We start from the raw sequence: 18,444 nt of genomic DNA on the forward strand, positions 1-18,444 counted from the left end.
GATGAAAAAGAGGATGAATTTAAAAGGGAATACGAACTGGATTTTTCTCCTTTTGATACTTGGGATTGGCTCTTCTTGGAGCCAATCCTTTTCAAAAAGGCAACTTAAACCCGAAGACTATGCATTATGGAGTACCCTTTCAGAGGAAAAAATTTCAGAGGATGGAAATTGGATAAGTTACAAGCTGAATTATCAGTCAGCAAAGGACACATTATTTGTACAAAACACACAAACTGCGAAGAAAAAGTATTTTCCAACAGCAGAAAATGGTCTTTTTAGTCCAGACAGTAAATGGTGGATTGCGCAAGATTCAAAGAAAGGAACGGCATTACTAAACTTAAAAACGGGTGTATTGCAATGGATTCAGCACGTTTCTAAATATGAGTTTGTAGCTGGAGGAAAATATATAGTACTAACGAAACAGGAATCACAGAAGGAAGAGTCTCTCCACATATTCCATTTACAAACGGGTAAAGAACAGACGATCAATGGAGTTTCAGAATATCGTTTTAATGGGGATGGTACTCTTTTAGCCTACGTAACACCAAAAGAAAATACAGTGAATCTGATTCGAATGAATTCCAATTTTAATAGTGAGACATTAGTTCAAGAAAAAGAAGGGGATTTTAAATACCTTAGTTGGAATAATAAAGGCGATGTACTCTCCTTTTTACAAGAATCTAATAGCGAGACCGCTAAACTAAAAAACCACAAGCTATACTACATAACCCAATTAGAACAAAAACCAAAAATAGTAGTTTTAGACCCATTATTGTCGACAGATTTCTTTAAAGACAAACATATTGTAATTCCCTTTGCTCGCGTGCCGCTTGAAATTTCAGAAGATGGCAAACGAATATTCTTTAACCTAAGTGCTGCAATTCCTCAAAAGGAAGAAAACGAAATAGTGCAAATATGGAGTAGTGTTGTAACAGGCGTACATCATGGACAACAGCTAGACCCTTTCCATATTCCTAAATTGGCAGTATGGTGGCCAGAGGAAAATAAAATAGTCCAAATAGGAACAGATGATTTGCCAAACGTTTTGTTAATTGGCAATCAAAACTATGCATTGACCTTTAATAACCGGGCCTATGAACCTCAATATGAATTTGAGGCAATACCCGACTTCTACCTGACCGATTTAAATACAGGAAAAAGCAGTTTAGTAGTAAAGAAACAGCTCCATTCCATTGGAAATATAGGAGCAGCACCACAGGGCAGGTATATCAATTACTTTAAAGATAAAAAATGGTGGATATACGATCCTATATTGGAAAAACAGACCAATGTTACAACACTAATTCCCTCAGCCGTTTATAACTTGGAATTCGATCAGCCAGGAGCAACGCCGCCTTATGGTAGTCCGGGTTGGACACAGGACGGTAAGCTTATTGTGTACGACCAGTATGATATTTGGACAGTAGCTCCAGATGGGGAAAACGCCAAAAGACTAACCCAAGGTCGGGAGCAAAAAATACGTTTCAGGATCTACCAAAATTTAAATGAAAGCAACATAATCAATACCACATCTAATTTACCAACCCGTACTTTTAACTTTACTAAAGGAACGGTACTTGAGGCCTTGGGTGATAATAAAGCCTCCGGATATTATTACTTGCAAAGCAATGGTCATTGCAAAGTGATGGTATATAAAAAGGCAAGAATCAGCATGCTGAAAAAGGCAAAGCAAACTGAAAAATATCTGTATAAAGAAGAGTCGTTTGAGAGTTCACCAAAATTACAGCTTTGGAGCAAAACCATGAAAAAAGAGCAGCTGGTATTGAAAACAAATCCGCAGCAGGATAAATTCTTCTGGGGACATGCTGAACTGATTTCCTATACAAACCAAAAAGGGCTACCCTTAAAGGGGGTATTATTTTATCCGGCAGGTTTTCAATCTGGTAAAAAATATCCAATGATTGTTCATCTATACGAAAGACAGTCGGGAATTATGCATCATTATATTAATCCTACACAATACAATTCCGATGGATTTAATCCAACTAAATATACATTCGAGGACTATTTAGTATTTTATCCAGATATTGCCTATGAAGTAGGAATACCAGGACAATCTGCCGTTTCGTGCGTACAGGAAGCTATTGATACTGTTATAGCGAACGGTATTGTTGAATCCAATCACATTGGTTTGATAGGCGGTTCCTTTGGTGGATATGAAACTGCCTATATTATTTCACAAACTAATCGGTTTGCCACAGCAGTCGTGGGTGCCGCCTGTACAGATCTAGTCAGCAATTACCTGAGTATGGAATCCAGTGGCGAACGCTCCCATATGTGGCGCTATGAATCCGCACAATTGCGAATGGGTACCTCTTTGTTTGACAATTACAAAGGATATATTGAAAACTCACCTATAGCACGCGCTTCCTCCATAAATACACCAGTGTTGATTTGGACGGGCCAGCAAGACCCTAACGTGAATTGGACGCAAAGTATTGAACTGCATTTGGCGTTACAAAGACTTCAAAAGCCACATACATTTCTGGTATATCCTGGCCAAGGCCACGCCATTGGCAAGCCTGAGTCTCAAATAGACCTCGATAAAAGAGTAAAAGAATGGTTCGATTATTATCTCAAAGGAATCCCTTTTTCCACAAAAAAAATCTAAACTACGACTTGATACTTACTAAGTTCAACTTTTTTATCATATGAAACTCCAAATTTTCGAATCGCTTTAGGGACGGGGTAAAACGAGAATGAGATATACACTTCCTCCCCCTCCTATTGAAAGGTCGGGGAAAGGACAAAAACAATGCCGAACCTGAAATTTTCAAGTTCGGCATTGCCATTTCCCCTACTTAATATAGGGTTGTTAAAGTCCTACTGAATCTTTTTGTAAAGAGCCTGTGGACAAGCTGTACCTGCTGCATTTAGTTTGTACAACTGTTGAGCACCATTAGTACACATTTGTGGATTAAAATTATCAGAACAAACAACACTTGTTTCGGCACAAGTGGAAGGAATTCGTCCGTTAACATCAGCGTAAGTGCTGACATTGGTTCTGGAAATGTTGGCTGCAAAAGCCCCTGCTACCGCTAAAACAATAGCTGCAAAAGGCAATGCCTTTTGTACAATACGTGTTTTCATAATATTTAAATTAAAAGTTTTTGATCTACTCTTTTTTACAGGTTTTCGATCGATTTCCTGACACCGCGCAGTATATTTTTATAGGCCTATTGTATCTCCCATTTTTGATTTAAAATTTGCCGGATGAAACCCTTTAGTATACAAGCGATACGTAACAATTTTATGACCAATTAATGCAACTACTAAATTATCCACAACCTGAAAATGTTCCATCTTATGTTGTTCTTCATTATTAATATAAAAGCTGAAATCATAACGTTTATACCTTAAATCATAAACATCAATAATAGAAGCGGTTCGCCACATTTCTTCCGGCTCATACAATCCCATTAAACCAGCATTCACAAAAAGGTAATTTCCAAAAGTTGAAGTGCCTTTGTTAACTAATAACGGAGGGGCTGAAAGTTTGCTTTGATTTTTAGAATGAATGTAAGCTACTTTAATACGAGCACGACTAGTCGTATCAATAGTATGTCCTATATAATTTAGCTTTAAATTAGTATCTATGACAAGATATTGATTGCGATAATAGTAGGTATAAATAACTTTCTGAAGTTGTTCGTTATACAAAAGCATCCCGTCTGTATCGAAAAGTCCATCAATTTGTTTTTGCAATAAATGAGGAGCTAATCTTACTTGAATGGTATCACTAATCCTTAAAAGTCCTAAAATAGAATTATGCATTGTACTGCTTACAGCTCGAAAAACAAAAGTTTTCGAATTAATGGGCTCAGATAAAGAAAAATAAGCTTTGCCTTTCATTAATTGTGATGCTTTCCAATCTTTGATACTTCCACTCAAAATAGTTGGGACTGTTCCATCAAAAACATAGAAATAAGGAGGTTTAACCTTTAGAGCAATTCTTCGAAAAGCAATATTTTCATTTTTAAGCTGTATCACAAAACGCTCTTGATGTTGCAAGCTTGTGTCTAAAACAAGTATATTTAACGGGGCAGTAACATTACCTAAATATATTTTCCCATCAGCTATTCCCGCTATATAATAAGAATTAAACTGAATATCCTTTTCATGTGTTTTTAATATTGGGTGGTGAGGAAAACGACGAATAAAATTGTTGCGATGATGTATAATATCTTCTGATACTATAAAAAGTAAAATCACAACGGAAATGCTGCAAACAAATACGATTGGAAGAGCTATAAAAATAGGTTTCCATCTTTTGATTTGTGACGTTGTTTCTTTTTCTTCTAGTATTAGAATCCCACCTAAAGCTAACAAAAAAAATACAATATTAAAAATAAGATGTTGAGTCCAATTCATCTTTTCAAGAATACCTCCACAGGAACAGGGAACAAAAGAGCTGAAATTTAAAATAATGATGATATAAGTACTAAATAGAATCATCAAACTAAAAGCGGAAAAGAATCCAATAAGTCGATATTTTGGAAAAATCAGAAGTAAGGAAATAAGCAACTCAATAATTGGGACAGCCCACGAAACCCAACTGGCAAAAGCACTTAGTAAGGGTGATTGCCCTAGCTGAACCTGAAAATTCTCAAAATCCAATAGTTTACTAACTGCTGCATAAACAAACAATAATATATACAGCAGAGAAATACTGTTGAGAAAAATACTTTTGGTGGTGGCACTTAGTTTCATATCGGCGAACTTTAAATTTAATCCGATATAAAATTCTAAAAAACAAATAAATAAAGTGAAGCAAATCGGGAGTATAACTTGTCAAAAAAGGAGTTTTTCTACATTATACTTTTTTCCTCTTTATTCTTTATTCTTTATTCTTTCCTCCTCCTGTCAAAATTTTCTTTTAATATCCATCGGGGTATACCCAAAATGCTTTTTAAAACCTTTCGAAAAATTTGGATAAGTGTTAAAGCCTGTCATAGTAGCAATACTTTTTAAAGGAATCTTGGTCTGCTGAATTAAAAGATGCGCTTTTTTCAACCGCTCAATGATATAAAATTGGTAGATACTCGTCCGAAAGAGTTGCTTAAATCCGTATTTTAATTTATTTTCATTCGTACCAAAAATATAAGAGAGTTCCTTAACAGAAGGTAACGGACTATCCAAATGTTCTAAAACATAATCATAAACATTTTGAATCATTAATATATCCGAAGGTCTACTTAAGAAAATCGGTAGATCTTTACTTTCTGGAGTAATCATATCAAATTTCGAAATAGTTTCTTCTACTACAGTTGTTACGAAACTAATTAAAATTTTTGAGCAGTTCATTAGCCTTGAAATAGTACAATACACAGGAACTAATAATTTATTTTGCGCAATATAAATTAATTGCACTGTAGCATGATAGTCAGGGTCTAACAATATTTCTTCTTCTAAACGATTCCAAAAACACAATGAATCTTCGGATAACAAATTCTTAAATAACGTATCATATAACAAATCAGGAGTTAAGTTTAATAAAACAGAGGCTTCGGAATTATAACTTTTAATGACAAAACACTCATCTAAGATAAAAGTACTTTGAACTAGATTCCTGTAGGAATGATGAGGATTTATAAAACCCGCGTGAAAAACAGACTCCTTCATTTCCTCGGCAACCATATTCATAAGCACAACTAATCCTTCCAGTTCATCATCCTCTTCTGTTCTTTGGATTCGATTACCAAAATTACCTCCTGCCATTTCAAGAAGCATTTGAGACATACTGCGCATACGCTGCAGATTAATTTCTTGATTCATAATGTGTAAATATTAGTCATAAATAAGTATCCGCTCACTAGACATACTTTTCCAAAAAAACTAAAGCAGCTGATTCATCAGTAAAAATCTTAGTCGGAACACTTGGCTTACATATTTTGAGATAAAATGAGGTCATACTTAAGGAAACACTTTGATGCCCAACCAGACTTACTGCCTTGGTAAGAATAGAGCCCGATTGCGCCAAATAGTCCCTTGCAGCTTTGTCAGAATCTACAATCCCTCTAATATCACAAAAAATAGGATAAGCCATTTCATTTTGTAACTGAATTCGATCACCAACGATGCGTTGGGCTGCTGTTAAATTAATGACAACATTAGGCTTGTATTTAAAGAAAAGAATCTCGTTATGAATCCAAAATTGAGCAAATTCATTATCCTGAAAAGTATGCATCATTTTTATAAAAAATTAAATAAAACGCCACAATTTAGCAAAAAAAATATTAAAAATAATACAATTTAAATTAAATACATACAATTTGATATAAACAATCACAAATGTTATCAAATCGGGAGTATCTGTTGTCATAAAAGGATTTTTTTATAATTCGTTGAATCTTATTACCTTTTTATTCAGAGTTTTACGCCACAAATATCAAACTAGTAAGAGATATTCAAGTGGTTATAATTTTAAACAACTAAAACCAAAATAATATGGCAAAAATCAAACACAACAGCTTTATTGACACCGTCGATGAGGTGATCGCTGGAGCAAAAAAAGAAGGTGTGCTTCACCTTTATGCTGAAGATCAAATTTTGAATGGACGTACCCTACAGATAAAAGGGCAAAAAATGTTTCATTTTGGCACGACAGGGTATTTGGGGCTAGAACAAGACATCCGGCTTAAAAACGCAGCAATAGCTGCTATTCAAAATTATGGTACACAATTCCCCCTATCCAAAACCTACATTTCCAATCCATTATACAATGAGCTGGAATCAAAAATTGAATCGATGTATGGAATCCCACCTATAATAACTAAAAACAGCACACTTGGTCATTTGGCAGTAATTCCAACAGTGGTAAGAGATGAAGACGGAGTAATTTTAGACCATCAGGTACATTGGAGTGTTCAAAATGCCTGTCAATTACTAAAGATAAGAGGCATCCCGGTAGAAATGATTAGACATAATAATTTGAATATGCTTGAAGATAAAATTAAATACCTCGCTACACGATGCAATAAAATATGGTATATGGCTGATGGGGTATATTCCATGTTTGGCGATTTCGCTCCAATACCTAATTTGATGGAACTATGTAAAAAATACCCGCAGTTACATCTTTATTTTGATGATGTACATGGCATGAGTTGGAGAGGAAAAAATGGCACTGGATACGTATTGGATATTTTAAAAACTTTACCAGACAATGTTTTACTGTTCGGTACTTTGAGCAAAACATTTGGTGCCAGTGGAGCGACTTTAATTTGCACAGATAATCGACTGCGTGAAAAAATTAAAAACTTTGGTGGACCCCTTACTTTTTCTGCACAACTGGAACCCGCTTCTGTAGCAGCTGCAATTGCTTCAGCTGACATTCATCTTTCGACCGAAATCACGAGCTTACAATGCGATTTATCAGAAAAGATAGAATATTTCAAATCATTATTGGTAAAAACTACCTTACCTATGATTGTCTTAAACGACTCTCCCGTTTTTTTCTTGGGTACCGCTATGCCGTTGACCGCTTATAAAATGGTGCAACGACTCTTTAATGAAGGTTTTTATGTAAATCCCGCAATATATCCTGCAGTTCCAATCAAAAATACGGGAATTCGCATTACCCTTTCCCGCCACAATCAAAAACAAGAAATAAAAGCACTAGTAGAAGCAATGGAATTCCATTTCCCTAAAGCCTTGGAAGAATCAGGTAATAGTCTAAACAAAGTAAAAAAAGCATTTGGCATCCCTGAAACAATGCCTCAAATAGAAGATGAAGAGCCAAAACCTAACTTAATAGTACAGTATGAAACATCCATAAAAAAAATAGACAAGCAAAACTGGAATAACCTTTTAGGAAAACAAAGCACATTCGACTGGGAAGGATTATCTTTTTTGGAAAATGCTTTTTCAAATACAAATTCCCCTGAAAATAATTGGGAATTTCATTATTATGTAATAAAAGACAAAAATGAAATTCCCATACTAGCAACTTTTTTTACTTATGGACTTTGGAAGGACGATATGCTGGCACCTGAATCAATTTCACTTCAACTAGAAGAAAAAAGAAAACAAAATCCATTATACCTGACTTCAAAAGTCTTGGGAATGGGTTCATTATTCACAGAAGGCAATCACTGTTACATCAATAAAACGCACCCCTTAGCAGAAAAAGCAATAGTACTTTTGCTGGAGCAAGTGGAAATAGTATACCATAAATTAGATGCTGACATACTCGTGTTAAGAGATTTCGAAGAAGATCAACAATTGAATCGTATTTTTCACAATCAAGGCTTCTTAAAAATTAATATGCCCGAAACCTGCATCATACAAAATAGTAAATGGAATAGTACCGAAGAATTTTCGGCGACCCTTTCCTCCCGCTCCAGAAAGCATTTCTTTAAAGAGATAGTACCTTTTGAACAAGCTTTCGATATTGTAATAAAAGATCAATTATCAGATAAAGAATTAGAACAAGCGTATTATCTGTATCAGAATGTAAAAAATAACAATCATGCTATAAATACATTTACCTATCCAATAGAAGTATTTAAAAAAATGGAGAGTAATCGGCAATGGGAATTTATATTGTTATATCTCAAAAATGAAGAAAAAGAAGAAATCACAAACCCATTAATCGGAATTCTATTTTGTTATAAAAACACAGAACATACCTATGTTCCAGCTCTAATAGGAATGGACTATTCCTGTGCAAAAGAATTCCAACTTTACCGACAACTCCTTTTTCAGGCAATCAAACGAGCTAGATGTTTAAACTTGAATAAAATTGATTTTGGGGTATCTGCCACTTTCGAGAAAAGAAAACTGGGAGCCACAATAATTCCAAAAGTAGCCTATATTCAAGCCCGAGATAATTTTTCCATGGAATTAATGGGTACAATTCAAAACGAAGATAAAACACATTCAAAAACTAAATAAAATTTGATTTTTATCAACTTATTGCAAAACCACTAAAAAACAAAAATCAATCCAATTTTCCCCTCCTCTTTTTCTTGCTCCCCTCCTTCGAAGGGGCTGGGGAGAGGATAAACCAAAAACATATGCTAAAAATTACTGTAGAAGAGTTTGATGAAAAACTTAAATTGATAATTAATTCTGACGAAAATCATCTTAAAAAAGCAACTGATGGTATTCATTTATGCAACAAAACACTAGCCGACATGAAAGAGAGAGTCGAGCAAAACGATTTTGAAACGACACCTGACGAGATTGATTTTTTTAAAAATATCAAACCCCTTCCAATGAGTTACCTTATCTATTTTACAGAACTGCGTTCTTGCGAACTACGCAAACCTAAAGCAGGCACGTCCTATCAAATAGATTTTTTCGAAAAGGAAATGCGGAAAATCAATAAGTTCTTTTCTCGCAATCTGGACTTTGTTAATTATATGGAGCAAGGATACACCTATATTGATCATCAATTTTTCACAAGAAACCCCGGAAATAGTTTTCCTTTCACTCCAATGACGGATTATTACCAATATCCTGAATTTTCCTCTTCACATGACATGCTTTGGGCAAAAATAAAAGCGATGTACCGCTTTATTCATTACATCCGCGAAGCAATGCAAAAACTCAATGCTGGAAATGCAATGCTATTTGACGAAAAAAAACACAAAGTTCTGCTTTGGACAGCACCCAAAACAGCACTAACAGAATTAATCTATGCCTTATACTCTAATGGGGCTTTGAACCATGGAGGTGCCGACATAAATACTATTGCGTCCTCTTTTGAAGATTTTTTCAACGTTAAAATAGACAATATCTATAAAACCTACTCAGAGATTAAGGACCGTAAAAGTAGCAAAACAAAATTCCTGGAAGAACTGATGATGAACCTGCAACAAAAAATCCACAAAGAAGACGAATTTTAAAAATCGGTATCCAATCGGTAGTACGAAAAATACACTAGAGAAATACAGCCCTAGAATTGATTGTTACACCTTACGTAATGGGACTTCGAGTATTTCTAAACTTTATAAATAGTATTCGTTTCCATCTCATATCGAGCACAATCGAGATATTAATGCCCCAGTACATTGGGGCATTTTTCATTATAAAAAGTTCAACTGGAAATAATAAACTTTAACAGCTAAAAAAAAGAACAGCTAGAAGATACCAATACCCCCCAAAACAGGCTTTAAATAATATTGAAATGTTAAATTTCTTCGGTACTACGAAGCGTATGGGGATAGAAAGCAAATAAAAGCAGTCAATTTTGTATCACTAAAAAACACAATAGATACAAAATCAAATTACTTTCAAATGGCAGCAACAATTATCACAGTCGAAGATCTTAGAGACTTCAAAATTGAGTTATTAGAGGAAATCCAAAAAATATTTCAATCGCAAACTACTACGCAAACCAAAAAGTGGCTAAAATCCACAGAAGTACGCAAACTGCTAAACATCTCTCCTGGAACACTCCAAAACCTCCGCATCAACGGAACACTTTCCTATACCAAAATCGGTGGCACTATCTATTACGCCAATCAACACATTGAAAAAGTACTGGAAAATAACAAAGTCAACGCCAATCCCTAACTATTCAAATAGTCGCGGCTATTGTCTTCCCGAGCGCGTCATGTCGAGCACAGTCGAGAGACGAGGGAACATTCTCACTATTCACCGTCATCTCACGCGCAGTCGAGAGACACAATTCACTAAAAATATGAACTACATCAAACACCTCACCGGATTTTTCAATAAAATTAATTATGAAACCACCCTCAACCCCACCCACATTTCACTCTATTTAGCACTTTTCCAATGTTGGAATGTGAATCGTTTCAAGAATCCAACAGGCATTTCTCGGGAAGAGATTATGAAAGCCAGTAAAATCAATTCGAAAGCGACCTATCACAAGTGTATGAAAGAGTTGGAACTCTTAGGATTTATGGTATACAACCCAACATTCAATCCCCATTCCTGTTCCAACATCATTATGACAAATTTCTCTGAAGAAGTAAAAACAAACTCAAAATTAGCTATACCAACCCATTCAAAAAATGAACCCGTTCGCAATTTGACCGAACCAAAAAACGAACAAGTCATTGAACAGGTAAATGAACCGCTCTATATATATAATAAAAAACAAACAGTTAAAAACAATTTAAACAATACAAAAATAGATATAGAAAAAAATTCAATCAATCAACCAGTTCAAAATTTGAATCCTTTAAAAAATCAAAAAGAAAAAAAAGAGAAAGAAAAAAGTTGCGCCAAAAAAGAAAAGCCAATCGAACTCGATTTAATTTTTGAAGCAAACTCAAAAAATCAAACTGAAAACAGTTTGTACGAAACTGCCATTTCGAGCGAAGTCGAGAAGCCTTCACTCGAAATGATACTCGAATACTTCTCTTTCAAGGAAAGTTCCCAAACGGAAGCCAATAAGTTTTTCAATTACTACTCCAGCATCGGTTGGCTCATTGGTGGAAAAACAAAAATGAAAGATTGGAAAGCTGCAGCAAGAAACTGGATGCTAAACACAGCTAAGTTTGCTACTAACACCCAAAAATCCGATTACAACTCTCATACAAAACCAATGCACCTGCACACCATAATACAAAAAAACTATGATGAACCATTGTAAATCCGTCCGTGACACCTACGTGGTTCACAAAGGTTTCAAAGTATATAACTTCCACAAATGTCTGGAATACCTAGAAAACCAAGGAAGAACCACCTACGGAAGTTCGTTTCATATCAGCGAAATGGACCACCCTACCATATACAAATTGTTGATTTATATGATTCAAGACGAAAAAGTAGCCCTAGACCTAATGATCGATCTATCAAAAGGCATTCTAGTATCTGGAGCAATTGGTTGCGGAAAAACATCTTTAATGAACTTAGTACGACCTTTTGCCTATCATTCATCCGACTATAAAATCAAAACATGTAGAGAAGTCTCCTTTGAGTTTGCCAAAAACGGCTTTGAAGCCCTCAACTGCTACACGCTAAAGCAAGTCAATCAATCGAAACTAGCCGGTTATTGCTTTGATGATTTGGGTGCCGAACAGCAAATCAAACACTTCGGAAATGACTGCAACGTTATGGCTGAGGTACTCATCAGCCGCTACGAACAGTTTGTCGAAAACAATTCTATCACACACATCACCACCAACCTTTCCGCCTCCGAAATCGAAAACAACTACGGCAACAGACTCCGTTCCAGAATGAGAGCTATGTTCAACCTCATCACCTTCGACAAAAACACCAAAGACAAACGATAATTCAACCTTCACTGTCATCCCGAGCGCAGTCGAGGGACATCATTCACCAAAACCCAACAACTTTTCACTACAAACAAATGAGAAAAATCAACACCTTCTGGAACTGGTTCCAAGACAATAACAAAACCATCCAAAACCTCATCTTTGAAACCCCTAAAAACCAAATTCATATCATCTATTGGTTATCAAAAAACCTCAGCTACTACTGCGAAGAGCTCGACTTTATAATTCTATTCCCTAAAAACAATGCAGATAAAACGGAACTCATCATAACCGCAAACGGTAATGTAGAATATTTCGGTCAAGTAATTAATTTAGTCGATAATGCGCCACTATTAAGAAAATGGAAATTCACAGCATTCTTACAGTCAACCGAAAAAATTAATAGAATAATCAACGGATTGGACCAACCCTACATCATTCAGGAACTTACTTTACAATCTAATGAATCTAAATTTCTACCCATAGATTATAATCCAATAACAGCCAAAATCGACATTATCATTTTCCTGAAAGACTACAATTTGTACTGTGATACAAAGACTTTAAAGCAAGCCATTTTTATTATACTGCATAACATTGCAGGAAAAAATATACTATCCCAAAATATTAGTTTAATTCAACTGCCCTACTCAAGCAATGGCAAACCTGCTAATAAATTTTCTGATAACGAGGAGTTGATTCATTTATTCGAATTAGAATACTACTTGGATAAATACAATCAAAGTTCTAATAAATATTCCTAAGACTTCAAATTTACATCAATAAAAAAAGAGTCAAAAATCACGAAAAGTGGGTATAGTAAAATCCCCCAAAAAGTCGTTTATTTACACAAATGAAATCAAATTAAATGGTATGGAATTCTATCTAAAATAAGCATAGTCTTTATGTTTTCCCTTAATACTCTTAATTAAATAATAATTACGCCAACTAACATTTAGAACACTAATGACAGTAATAATCATAATTGGAATATTAACCTTATTAAGATATACAGCTTCAATTAAGAAAGAAGCGCCACTACAAAATACGAATTATTCAGATTCCAATATAAAAGTAAAAAAATGAAAATTAAAAATACAGCTTCTTGCCTGGCATTCTTCTTAGGTGGTATTGGAATTCATAGATTTTATTTAGGAAAAACAGCAAAAGGCATTTTCTCTCTAATTTTTTTCTGGACCTATATTCCTTTAATTATAGGTATGATCGATTTTGTAATCTTAATAACTATGTCAGAAGAAAAGTTTAATCTTAAATACAATCCAATAATAAGAAATGTAAATTCTAATCATAAAAATGAAGAGACAATACCAGAGCAATTAGTGCAAAAGTGGAAAGAGACAAAGCAAGTACCTATATAAAAGCAGAAAAAATTACAAGGAAACTGGTAGAAAAAGAAAAAATTAATATCATTGATGGTACAATAAACAAATTAGACAAAGCTTTGAAATAAAAACAGGCAGCATTAGACAGCAGAAACAAGTTACGAAAAATTTGTAACTCTTTACGGTATTCCTTACTTAACATTAATTTGCTTTTTTGTACATTTGTTAATTGTTTTTAAAGATTAAAAACCATAAAATATAAAGCATTAAATAATAGTTACAATTTGTTATTTGTAAAAAACAAAGTATTCATAATGAGAATTATTCATAAAATTGACGATTTCCTTCACACCATTTTTCCAAATATAAAAGATGAAAATAATATTATTAATATTTTAGAGAGTTTCTATTCATACGGTTCTCATAAACCAAAAGTAAAAATAGAGAATGGTTTTGTAATTGTCGATATAGACATTACTAAAATAGCGTCTCAAGAAAATGATTTTAAAAAAGTTATAACTTTTTGTGAAAATGGAAAGTTTGCCGAAGCAAAACCTTTATTGCAAAGTTTAGTTAAGCAAAATCCAACCAATTCTGAATGTCATAGAATTATTGGTCAAATTCACTCAGATGAAGGTGACCAGGATGAAGCTATAAATTCACTTATTGATGCATTAAGATGGGATTCTAAGAATGCATATGCATTGGTGATGATGGGGAATATTTTTGCAAAATTCAAGAATGATATTGAGACAGCAATGAAATATTATGATCAGGCATTAATTGCTAAGCCGGATGATAATATTACCATTAACAATATTGGAGCTAATTTGCTACAGCAGAATAAATTTGGAGAAGCTAAAAAATATTTTCATAAGGCCTTAAGCCTGGATAAAAAATATCCAAACACTCATTATGCTCTTGCATTAATTGCAGATAAAGAAGGTGATTTAGATTTGTCATTTAATAGCTTTATTCAAACGGCTAAATGTTCGAATAAAAATGATTTTTTTTACAAAAAGGGAATTGAAGGTGCATATCAAGTTGCAAATAAAATTTTTGAAGAGAATAATGGTGAAAAAGTTTTCAAAAAATATCGAGTTTACCTTGAAGAAAAAGGAGGCGTTGAAATAGATCTCATAAAAGATGTATCAATACCTACTCCAGCTAAAATTGAATTTGCTGAGAACTACGATAGAGAAAAACACATAATCAAATTTAAAGATACTGTTCCTGCGTATGAACATTTAATAATGCATGAATTGGTTCATTTAGATTTTGTTTTAGATGCTAAGAAAGAAGAAAATAATTTATTATTCACTTCAACGCAACAGCATAAAAATTTATTTTTAAAAAGTATAGAGCCATCACTAAGTAAACTTAAACAAAGAGGAATTTCTAACGAGGGTATTGATACCTATGGCTCTAGTCTTTTTGATGGAGTCAACTCTCAAATTTTCAATGCTCCTATAGACCTTTTCATTGAAAACAATTTATACAATAAATTCACAGATTTAAGACCTTATCAATTTGTTTCTTTATTGAATTTGGTTCAAGATGGGTTAAAGGCAGTTACTGATGAGAAAGTGTTAGAATTGACTCCTAAGGATGTAGTATCTAAAACTAAAATATACAACCTAGTAGGTGCTTTTCAAATAAAAGATTTATTTGCTATTGATTTCATTAGTGAATATAATGCAACAAAAATAGAGTTAGATACGGCTAATAAATTCTATCAAGAGTATCAAGAGTACAAAGAAGATAGAAAACCTGCAGAGGAATATGAATTGGTTCAACACTGGGCTGAAGATTTAAAACTAAGCGAATATTTTGAGCTTATTGGAGAAAACCAATATAGAAAGAGGAGTAATATTGATGATTTTATTGATGATTTAGAAAAAGATCCTTTCGGGACTGATGAAAAAGACCCTATCAAAGAGAAGAAAATGGAGGCCTTTTTAGAGAATCAAAAAGAGATAGGCCTAAACATGGCCGTGGTCATGTTTATGGTTGGGGCTCAGGAATTCTTTGAAGGAAAATCAAAAGAAGATATCAAAACAATTGCTTTTGAAATAGCAATGCAGGGGACACAGGGATATGACCCAAATGTTAAAAATTATAAATTAAGTGTTATACCTAATAAAACTTTTTCAGGGTATCAAATGTTGGCATATTATTATGTTAGTTGGGCAATTGCAATACCAGAGATGTTATCACAGTTACAATTACCATTTGATAATGAGTATAAATTAGCATTAACAATGTATAGAGCCAAGTAATATGAGTGATTTTTCCGTAATTACGAATGCTCTAAAAAAGTTTAGAGATGAAAGAGATTGGGAGCAATTTCATAATTCAAAGGACTTAGCTATTGCATTAAGTATTGAAGCAAATGAACTATTAGAACAATTTCTCTGGAAAGACCCTACAGCTGCAAACAAGGATCGATTAAAAGAAGAGCTTGCAGATGTATTTGCATATGCATTTCTTTTGGCTGACAAACTAGATCTAGATGTTGAAAAAATTGTACTTGATAAGATAAAAAAAAATGGTGAGAAATATCCTGTAGATAAAGCAAAAGGAACTGCTAAAAAATACAACGAATTGTAATAAAATACTTTAACTTGTCAAAAAGTAAATACAAAAAATTATTACAAATATTAGATTAATCTAAAAACAATATGTTATTAAAAACCGTTGATTTTGTTGATTATGTTCAAGGTGATTTATCCGGATTAATCGATTCTTTAACTGAGAGAACTGGAAGGGCAACGCCATTTGAAATTGAAGCTTGGAGAAGTTCATTACCCCATTTATCCAAAATACTTGCTGAAGCGTCTAAGCTCAATAAAAATTTCTCTAACACTCATTTGTATTTAGGCCACCTAACTTTAGAATACAGATTACCGTCATCCTCTTCATGGTGTGATGCCGTATTAATGGGGAAAAACAGCGACGGTAAACAATGTGTATACATTATTGAATTAAAAGATTGGGATGTATCAACTGATTCAGTAGGATTTGCCGAAGGTTTAATTACACACAAGGGAAATCAATGGAATCACCCAAGCGATCAATTAAAAGGATATGTAAACTACTGCAAACGCTTTCACTCTGCGGTGGAAAGCTATAGTGCGAATGTTACTGGTTGTGCTTTTATTACAAAGTCAGGTAATATTCAACCCTATTTAGATCATCCAAACTCAACTTTGGTAAATGAATTTCCGATTTTTAATTTGGACAATTCAAAAGAGTTAGCTCAAAATATCGTGAATAATATTTCTGAATCTGATAATCAATTTGCTATTGATTTTGAGAAAGGATATTACAAACAAAACAGGAATATTTTAAGACAAGTTGCAGAACAAATTCAATCAAAAGTTAACGGATCCCTAACGCCATACGAATTGTTAGATGAACAACGAAAAGGATTCAATCTTGTAATGGGTTTATTAGAAGAAATCAACCGTTCTGGGGATAAATCTAAAAAACATGTTATTATAGTTGAAGGTCCACCAGGTTCTGGTAAATCCGCTTTAGCAATTAATCTTTGGATAGAATCTGTAATGAAATTCATTACTCCTGATAAAAAAATTAAAAAGCTTAAAACAGAAATAAAGTCTAAAAACTTAAGTAAAACTGAAAACATAGTTTTCGTAACGACATCAAGCTCTCAAAAATCAAATTGGCAAAGTACATTTCAAAATTTAGCACCAGAATTTTCAGGACAGGGTTTTATCCTTTCTTCTAATCAATATAATCCTGGAATATCAGGTTCACAAGTCAAAAGACTTAGGGACTTAACAGGCAAAGAAATGTTGGTAAAAGATTGGGAAGAAAATATTAACACCTATTTTGAAAATGGTGGTGATCAAAGATCCATGGACAATTTACATTTTATCTCAGTAGTTGATGAAGCACATGCCTTAATAAACACGGAAGGTCACAATATAGGTTTTTCAAGTGGATGGTGCTTACAAGCAGGCCCACAAGCCTACCATGTGATTAGAAGCTCACAAATCACAGTTTTCTTCACTGATGGTAAACAATCTTACAGAGACAGTGAAACCACAACTATTGATAATTTAGAAGACTTTTCTAGAAGACTTAATGCAGAAATTCATAAAATTAGTTTGGAAGGCAGCCAATTTAGATGTGGTGGTTCAAAAGAATATATTGAATTCGTTGAAAATTTGTTAGATAATGATTCAGAATTTGAATTAGATACTAGTTGGAGAAAAACATCTGCAAATAAATCTGGAGTTTTTGATTTCGAAATAGTTGATTTCCCGCACCAAATAGATGAAAAATTACAATCTAAAATTGATTTAGGGCTCACAGCAAGAATAATTTCAAGTTATTCTAGGGAATGGAAAACCAAAAAAGAATCGATACCACATGATGTAGCTCCACATTTAATGGATTTTCATTTCAATTATGAATGCAATTCCACAGAAATGATTTATTCCAAACCTTGGAATTATGCACCTGGTGAAGATTACTCTATGTTTATACAAGCACCTCTTGGTTCTAGGATGAATGACAATCAATTATGTGAAGTTGGTTGTCCATATGTGGTTAGAGGCTTCGATTATGATTATTTAGGTCTTTTATGGTTAGACGATTTAGTTTACAGAAATGGGAGATGGTGTGTATTAATTGAGAATGTTAAAGAAACAGCATTATCACAAACTAAGTCAAGGGCAAAAAATGCAATAGTTCAAAAAGAAAAATCAGGTTCAAGAGGTTTAACTGAACCTGAATTAGTGCTTCTGGACAAAATAATTAAGGGATATAGAATATTGTTATCACGAGCTTTGAAAGGGATGTACCTTTATGTTCATGACGAAGAAACAAAACAATATTTAACTTCAATTTTAAATTAG

Annotated in this window: 15 protein-coding genes; 11 read left to right on the plus strand and 4 right to left on the minus strand. The window is 33.7% G+C overall.

Going from position 1 to position 18,444, the window contains the following annotated elements:
* The first annotated feature begins 1 nt into the window (after window position 1).
* Window positions 2–2,632, plus strand: coding sequence for a S9 family peptidase (locus tag BMW63_RS06775; RefSeq protein WP_074722539.1), 2,631 nt, complete (start codon window positions 2–4; stop codon window positions 2,630–2,632).
* A gap of 212 nt (window positions 2,633–2,844) precedes the next feature.
* On the opposite strand, the gene BMW63_RS06780 is transcribed toward BMW63_RS06775, so the two are convergent.
* The 4 genes from BMW63_RS06780 to BMW63_RS06795 all read right to left on the minus strand — a co-directional run bounded on the left by BMW63_RS06780 (window position 2,845) and on the right by BMW63_RS06795 (window position 6,211).
* Window positions 2,845–3,111: a DUF6520 family protein gene (locus BMW63_RS06780; RefSeq protein ID WP_074722541.1), complete on the minus strand. Its 267-nt coding sequence runs from the start codon at window positions 3,109–3,111 to the stop codon at window positions 2,845–2,847.
* A gap of 78 nt (window positions 3,112–3,189) precedes the next feature.
* Window positions 3,190–4,731, minus strand: a complete 1,542-nt coding sequence (locus tag BMW63_RS06785) for a MauE/DoxX family redox-associated membrane protein (RefSeq protein ID WP_074722543.1) — start codon at window positions 4,729–4,731, stop codon at window positions 3,190–3,192.
* Between the two features lie 153 nt (window positions 4,732–4,884).
* Window positions 4,885–5,796 (minus strand): AraC family transcriptional regulator, encoded by a 912-nt coding sequence (locus BMW63_RS06790; protein ID WP_074722545.1) that lies wholly within the window; start codon window positions 5,794–5,796, stop codon window positions 4,885–4,887.
* A 37-nt stretch (window positions 5,797–5,833) separates the two neighbouring features.
* Entirely contained in the window at window positions 5,834–6,211 is a 378-nt protein-coding gene (locus BMW63_RS06795; RefSeq protein WP_074722547.1) for a DUF7793 family protein, read from the minus strand.
* A gap of 257 nt (window positions 6,212–6,468) precedes the next feature.
* Between BMW63_RS06795 and BMW63_RS06800 the strand changes: the two genes are divergently transcribed.
* The 10 genes from BMW63_RS06800 to BMW63_RS06845 all read left to right on the plus strand — a co-directional run bounded on the left by BMW63_RS06800 (window position 6,469) and on the right by BMW63_RS06845 (window position 18,444).
* Window positions 6,469–8,916, plus strand: a complete 2,448-nt coding sequence (locus BMW63_RS06800; protein WP_074722549.1) for an aminotransferase class I/II-fold pyridoxal phosphate-dependent enzyme — start codon at window positions 6,469–6,471, stop codon at window positions 8,914–8,916.
* A 122-nt stretch (window positions 8,917–9,038) separates the two neighbouring features.
* Entirely contained in the window at window positions 9,039–9,872 is an 834-nt protein-coding gene (locus BMW63_RS06805) for an RteC domain-containing protein (protein WP_074722551.1), read from the plus strand.
* Between the two features lie 391 nt (window positions 9,873–10,263).
* A complete protein-coding gene (locus tag BMW63_RS06810) occupies window positions 10,264–10,542 on the plus strand; it encodes a helix-turn-helix domain-containing protein (RefSeq protein ID WP_074722553.1) in 279 nt (92 codons plus the stop codon).
* 127 nt (window positions 10,543–10,669) lie between these two features.
* The gene (locus BMW63_RS06815; RefSeq protein WP_074722555.1) at window positions 10,670–11,590 is read left to right on the plus strand and encodes a hypothetical protein; all 921 of its coding nucleotides are present in this window, start codon (window positions 10,670–10,672) and stop codon (window positions 11,588–11,590) included.
* Window positions 11,574–12,233 (plus strand): ATPase, encoded by a 660-nt coding sequence (locus tag BMW63_RS06820; RefSeq protein ID WP_074722557.1) that lies wholly within the window; start codon window positions 11,574–11,576, stop codon window positions 12,231–12,233. Before BMW63_RS06815 ends, BMW63_RS06820 begins: the two co-directional genes overlap by 17 nt.
* Before the next feature lie 77 nt (window positions 12,234–12,310).
* Window positions 12,311–12,979: a hypothetical protein gene (locus BMW63_RS06825; RefSeq protein ID WP_074722559.1), complete on the plus strand. Its 669-nt coding sequence runs from the start codon at window positions 12,311–12,313 to the stop codon at window positions 12,977–12,979.
* A gap of 318 nt (window positions 12,980–13,297) precedes the next feature.
* Entirely contained in the window at window positions 13,298–13,594 is a 297-nt protein-coding gene (locus BMW63_RS06830; RefSeq protein WP_074722561.1) for a TM2 domain-containing protein, read from the plus strand.
* 278 nt (window positions 13,595–13,872) lie between these two features.
* The gene (locus BMW63_RS06835) at window positions 13,873–15,837 is read left to right on the plus strand and encodes a tetratricopeptide repeat protein (protein ID WP_074722563.1); all 1,965 of its coding nucleotides are present in this window, start codon (window positions 13,873–13,875) and stop codon (window positions 15,835–15,837) included.
* A 1-nt stretch (window position 15,838) separates the two neighbouring features.
* On the plus strand, window positions 15,839–16,168 hold the full coding sequence (locus BMW63_RS06840; protein WP_074722565.1) for a nucleotide pyrophosphohydrolase: 330 nt from the start codon (window positions 15,839–15,841) through the stop codon (window positions 16,166–16,168).
* A 71-nt stretch (window positions 16,169–16,239) separates the two neighbouring features.
* Entirely contained in the window at window positions 16,240–18,444 is a 2,205-nt protein-coding gene (locus BMW63_RS06845; RefSeq protein WP_074722567.1) for a DNA/RNA helicase domain-containing protein, read from the plus strand.

It is taken from the genome of Flavobacterium frigoris (genome assembly GCF_900111075.1).
GTDB lineage: Bacteria > Bacteroidota > Bacteroidia > Flavobacteriales > Flavobacteriaceae > Flavobacterium > Flavobacterium frigoris.

Coding starts and splice junctions, on each gene's coding strand:
- BMW63_RS06820 (WP_074722557.1), top strand. CDS start 11,574: ATGATGAACCATTGTAAATCCGTCCGTGACACCTACGTGGTTCACAAA.
- BMW63_RS06800 (WP_074722549.1), top strand. CDS start 6,469: ATGGCAAAAATCAAACACAACAGCTTTATTGACACCGTCGATGAGGTG.
- BMW63_RS06775 (WP_074722539.1), top strand. CDS start 2: ATGAAAAAGAGGATGAATTTAAAAGGGAATACGAACTGGATTTTTCTC.
- BMW63_RS06845 (WP_074722567.1), top strand. CDS start 16,240: ATGTTATTAAAAACCGTTGATTTTGTTGATTATGTTCAAGGTGATTTA.
- BMW63_RS06805 (WP_074722551.1), top strand. CDS start 9,039: ATGCTAAAAATTACTGTAGAAGAGTTTGATGAAAAACTTAAATTGATA.
- BMW63_RS06810 (WP_074722553.1), top strand. CDS start 10,264: ATGGCAGCAACAATTATCACAGTCGAAGATCTTAGAGACTTCAAAATT.
- BMW63_RS06830 (WP_074722561.1), top strand. CDS start 13,298: ATGAAAATTAAAAATACAGCTTCTTGCCTGGCATTCTTCTTAGGTGGT.
- BMW63_RS06825 (WP_074722559.1), top strand. CDS start 12,311: ATGAGAAAAATCAACACCTTCTGGAACTGGTTCCAAGACAATAACAAA.
- BMW63_RS06785 (WP_074722543.1), bottom strand. CDS start 4,731: ATGAAACTAAGTGCCACCACCAAAAGTATTTTTCTCAACAGTATTTCT.
- BMW63_RS06790 (WP_074722545.1), bottom strand. CDS start 5,796: ATGAATCAAGAAATTAATCTGCAGCGTATGCGCAGTATGTCTCAAATG.
- BMW63_RS06780 (WP_074722541.1), bottom strand. CDS start 3,111: ATGAAAACACGTATTGTACAAAAGGCATTGCCTTTTGCAGCTATTGTT.
- BMW63_RS06795 (WP_074722547.1), bottom strand. CDS start 6,211: ATGATGCATACTTTTCAGGATAATGAATTTGCTCAATTTTGGATTCAT.
- BMW63_RS06815 (WP_074722555.1), top strand. CDS start 10,670: ATGAACTACATCAAACACCTCACCGGATTTTTCAATAAAATTAATTAT.
- BMW63_RS06840 (WP_074722565.1), top strand. CDS start 15,839: ATGAGTGATTTTTCCGTAATTACGAATGCTCTAAAAAAGTTTAGAGAT.
- BMW63_RS06835 (WP_074722563.1), top strand. CDS start 13,873: ATGAGAATTATTCATAAAATTGACGATTTCCTTCACACCATTTTTCCA.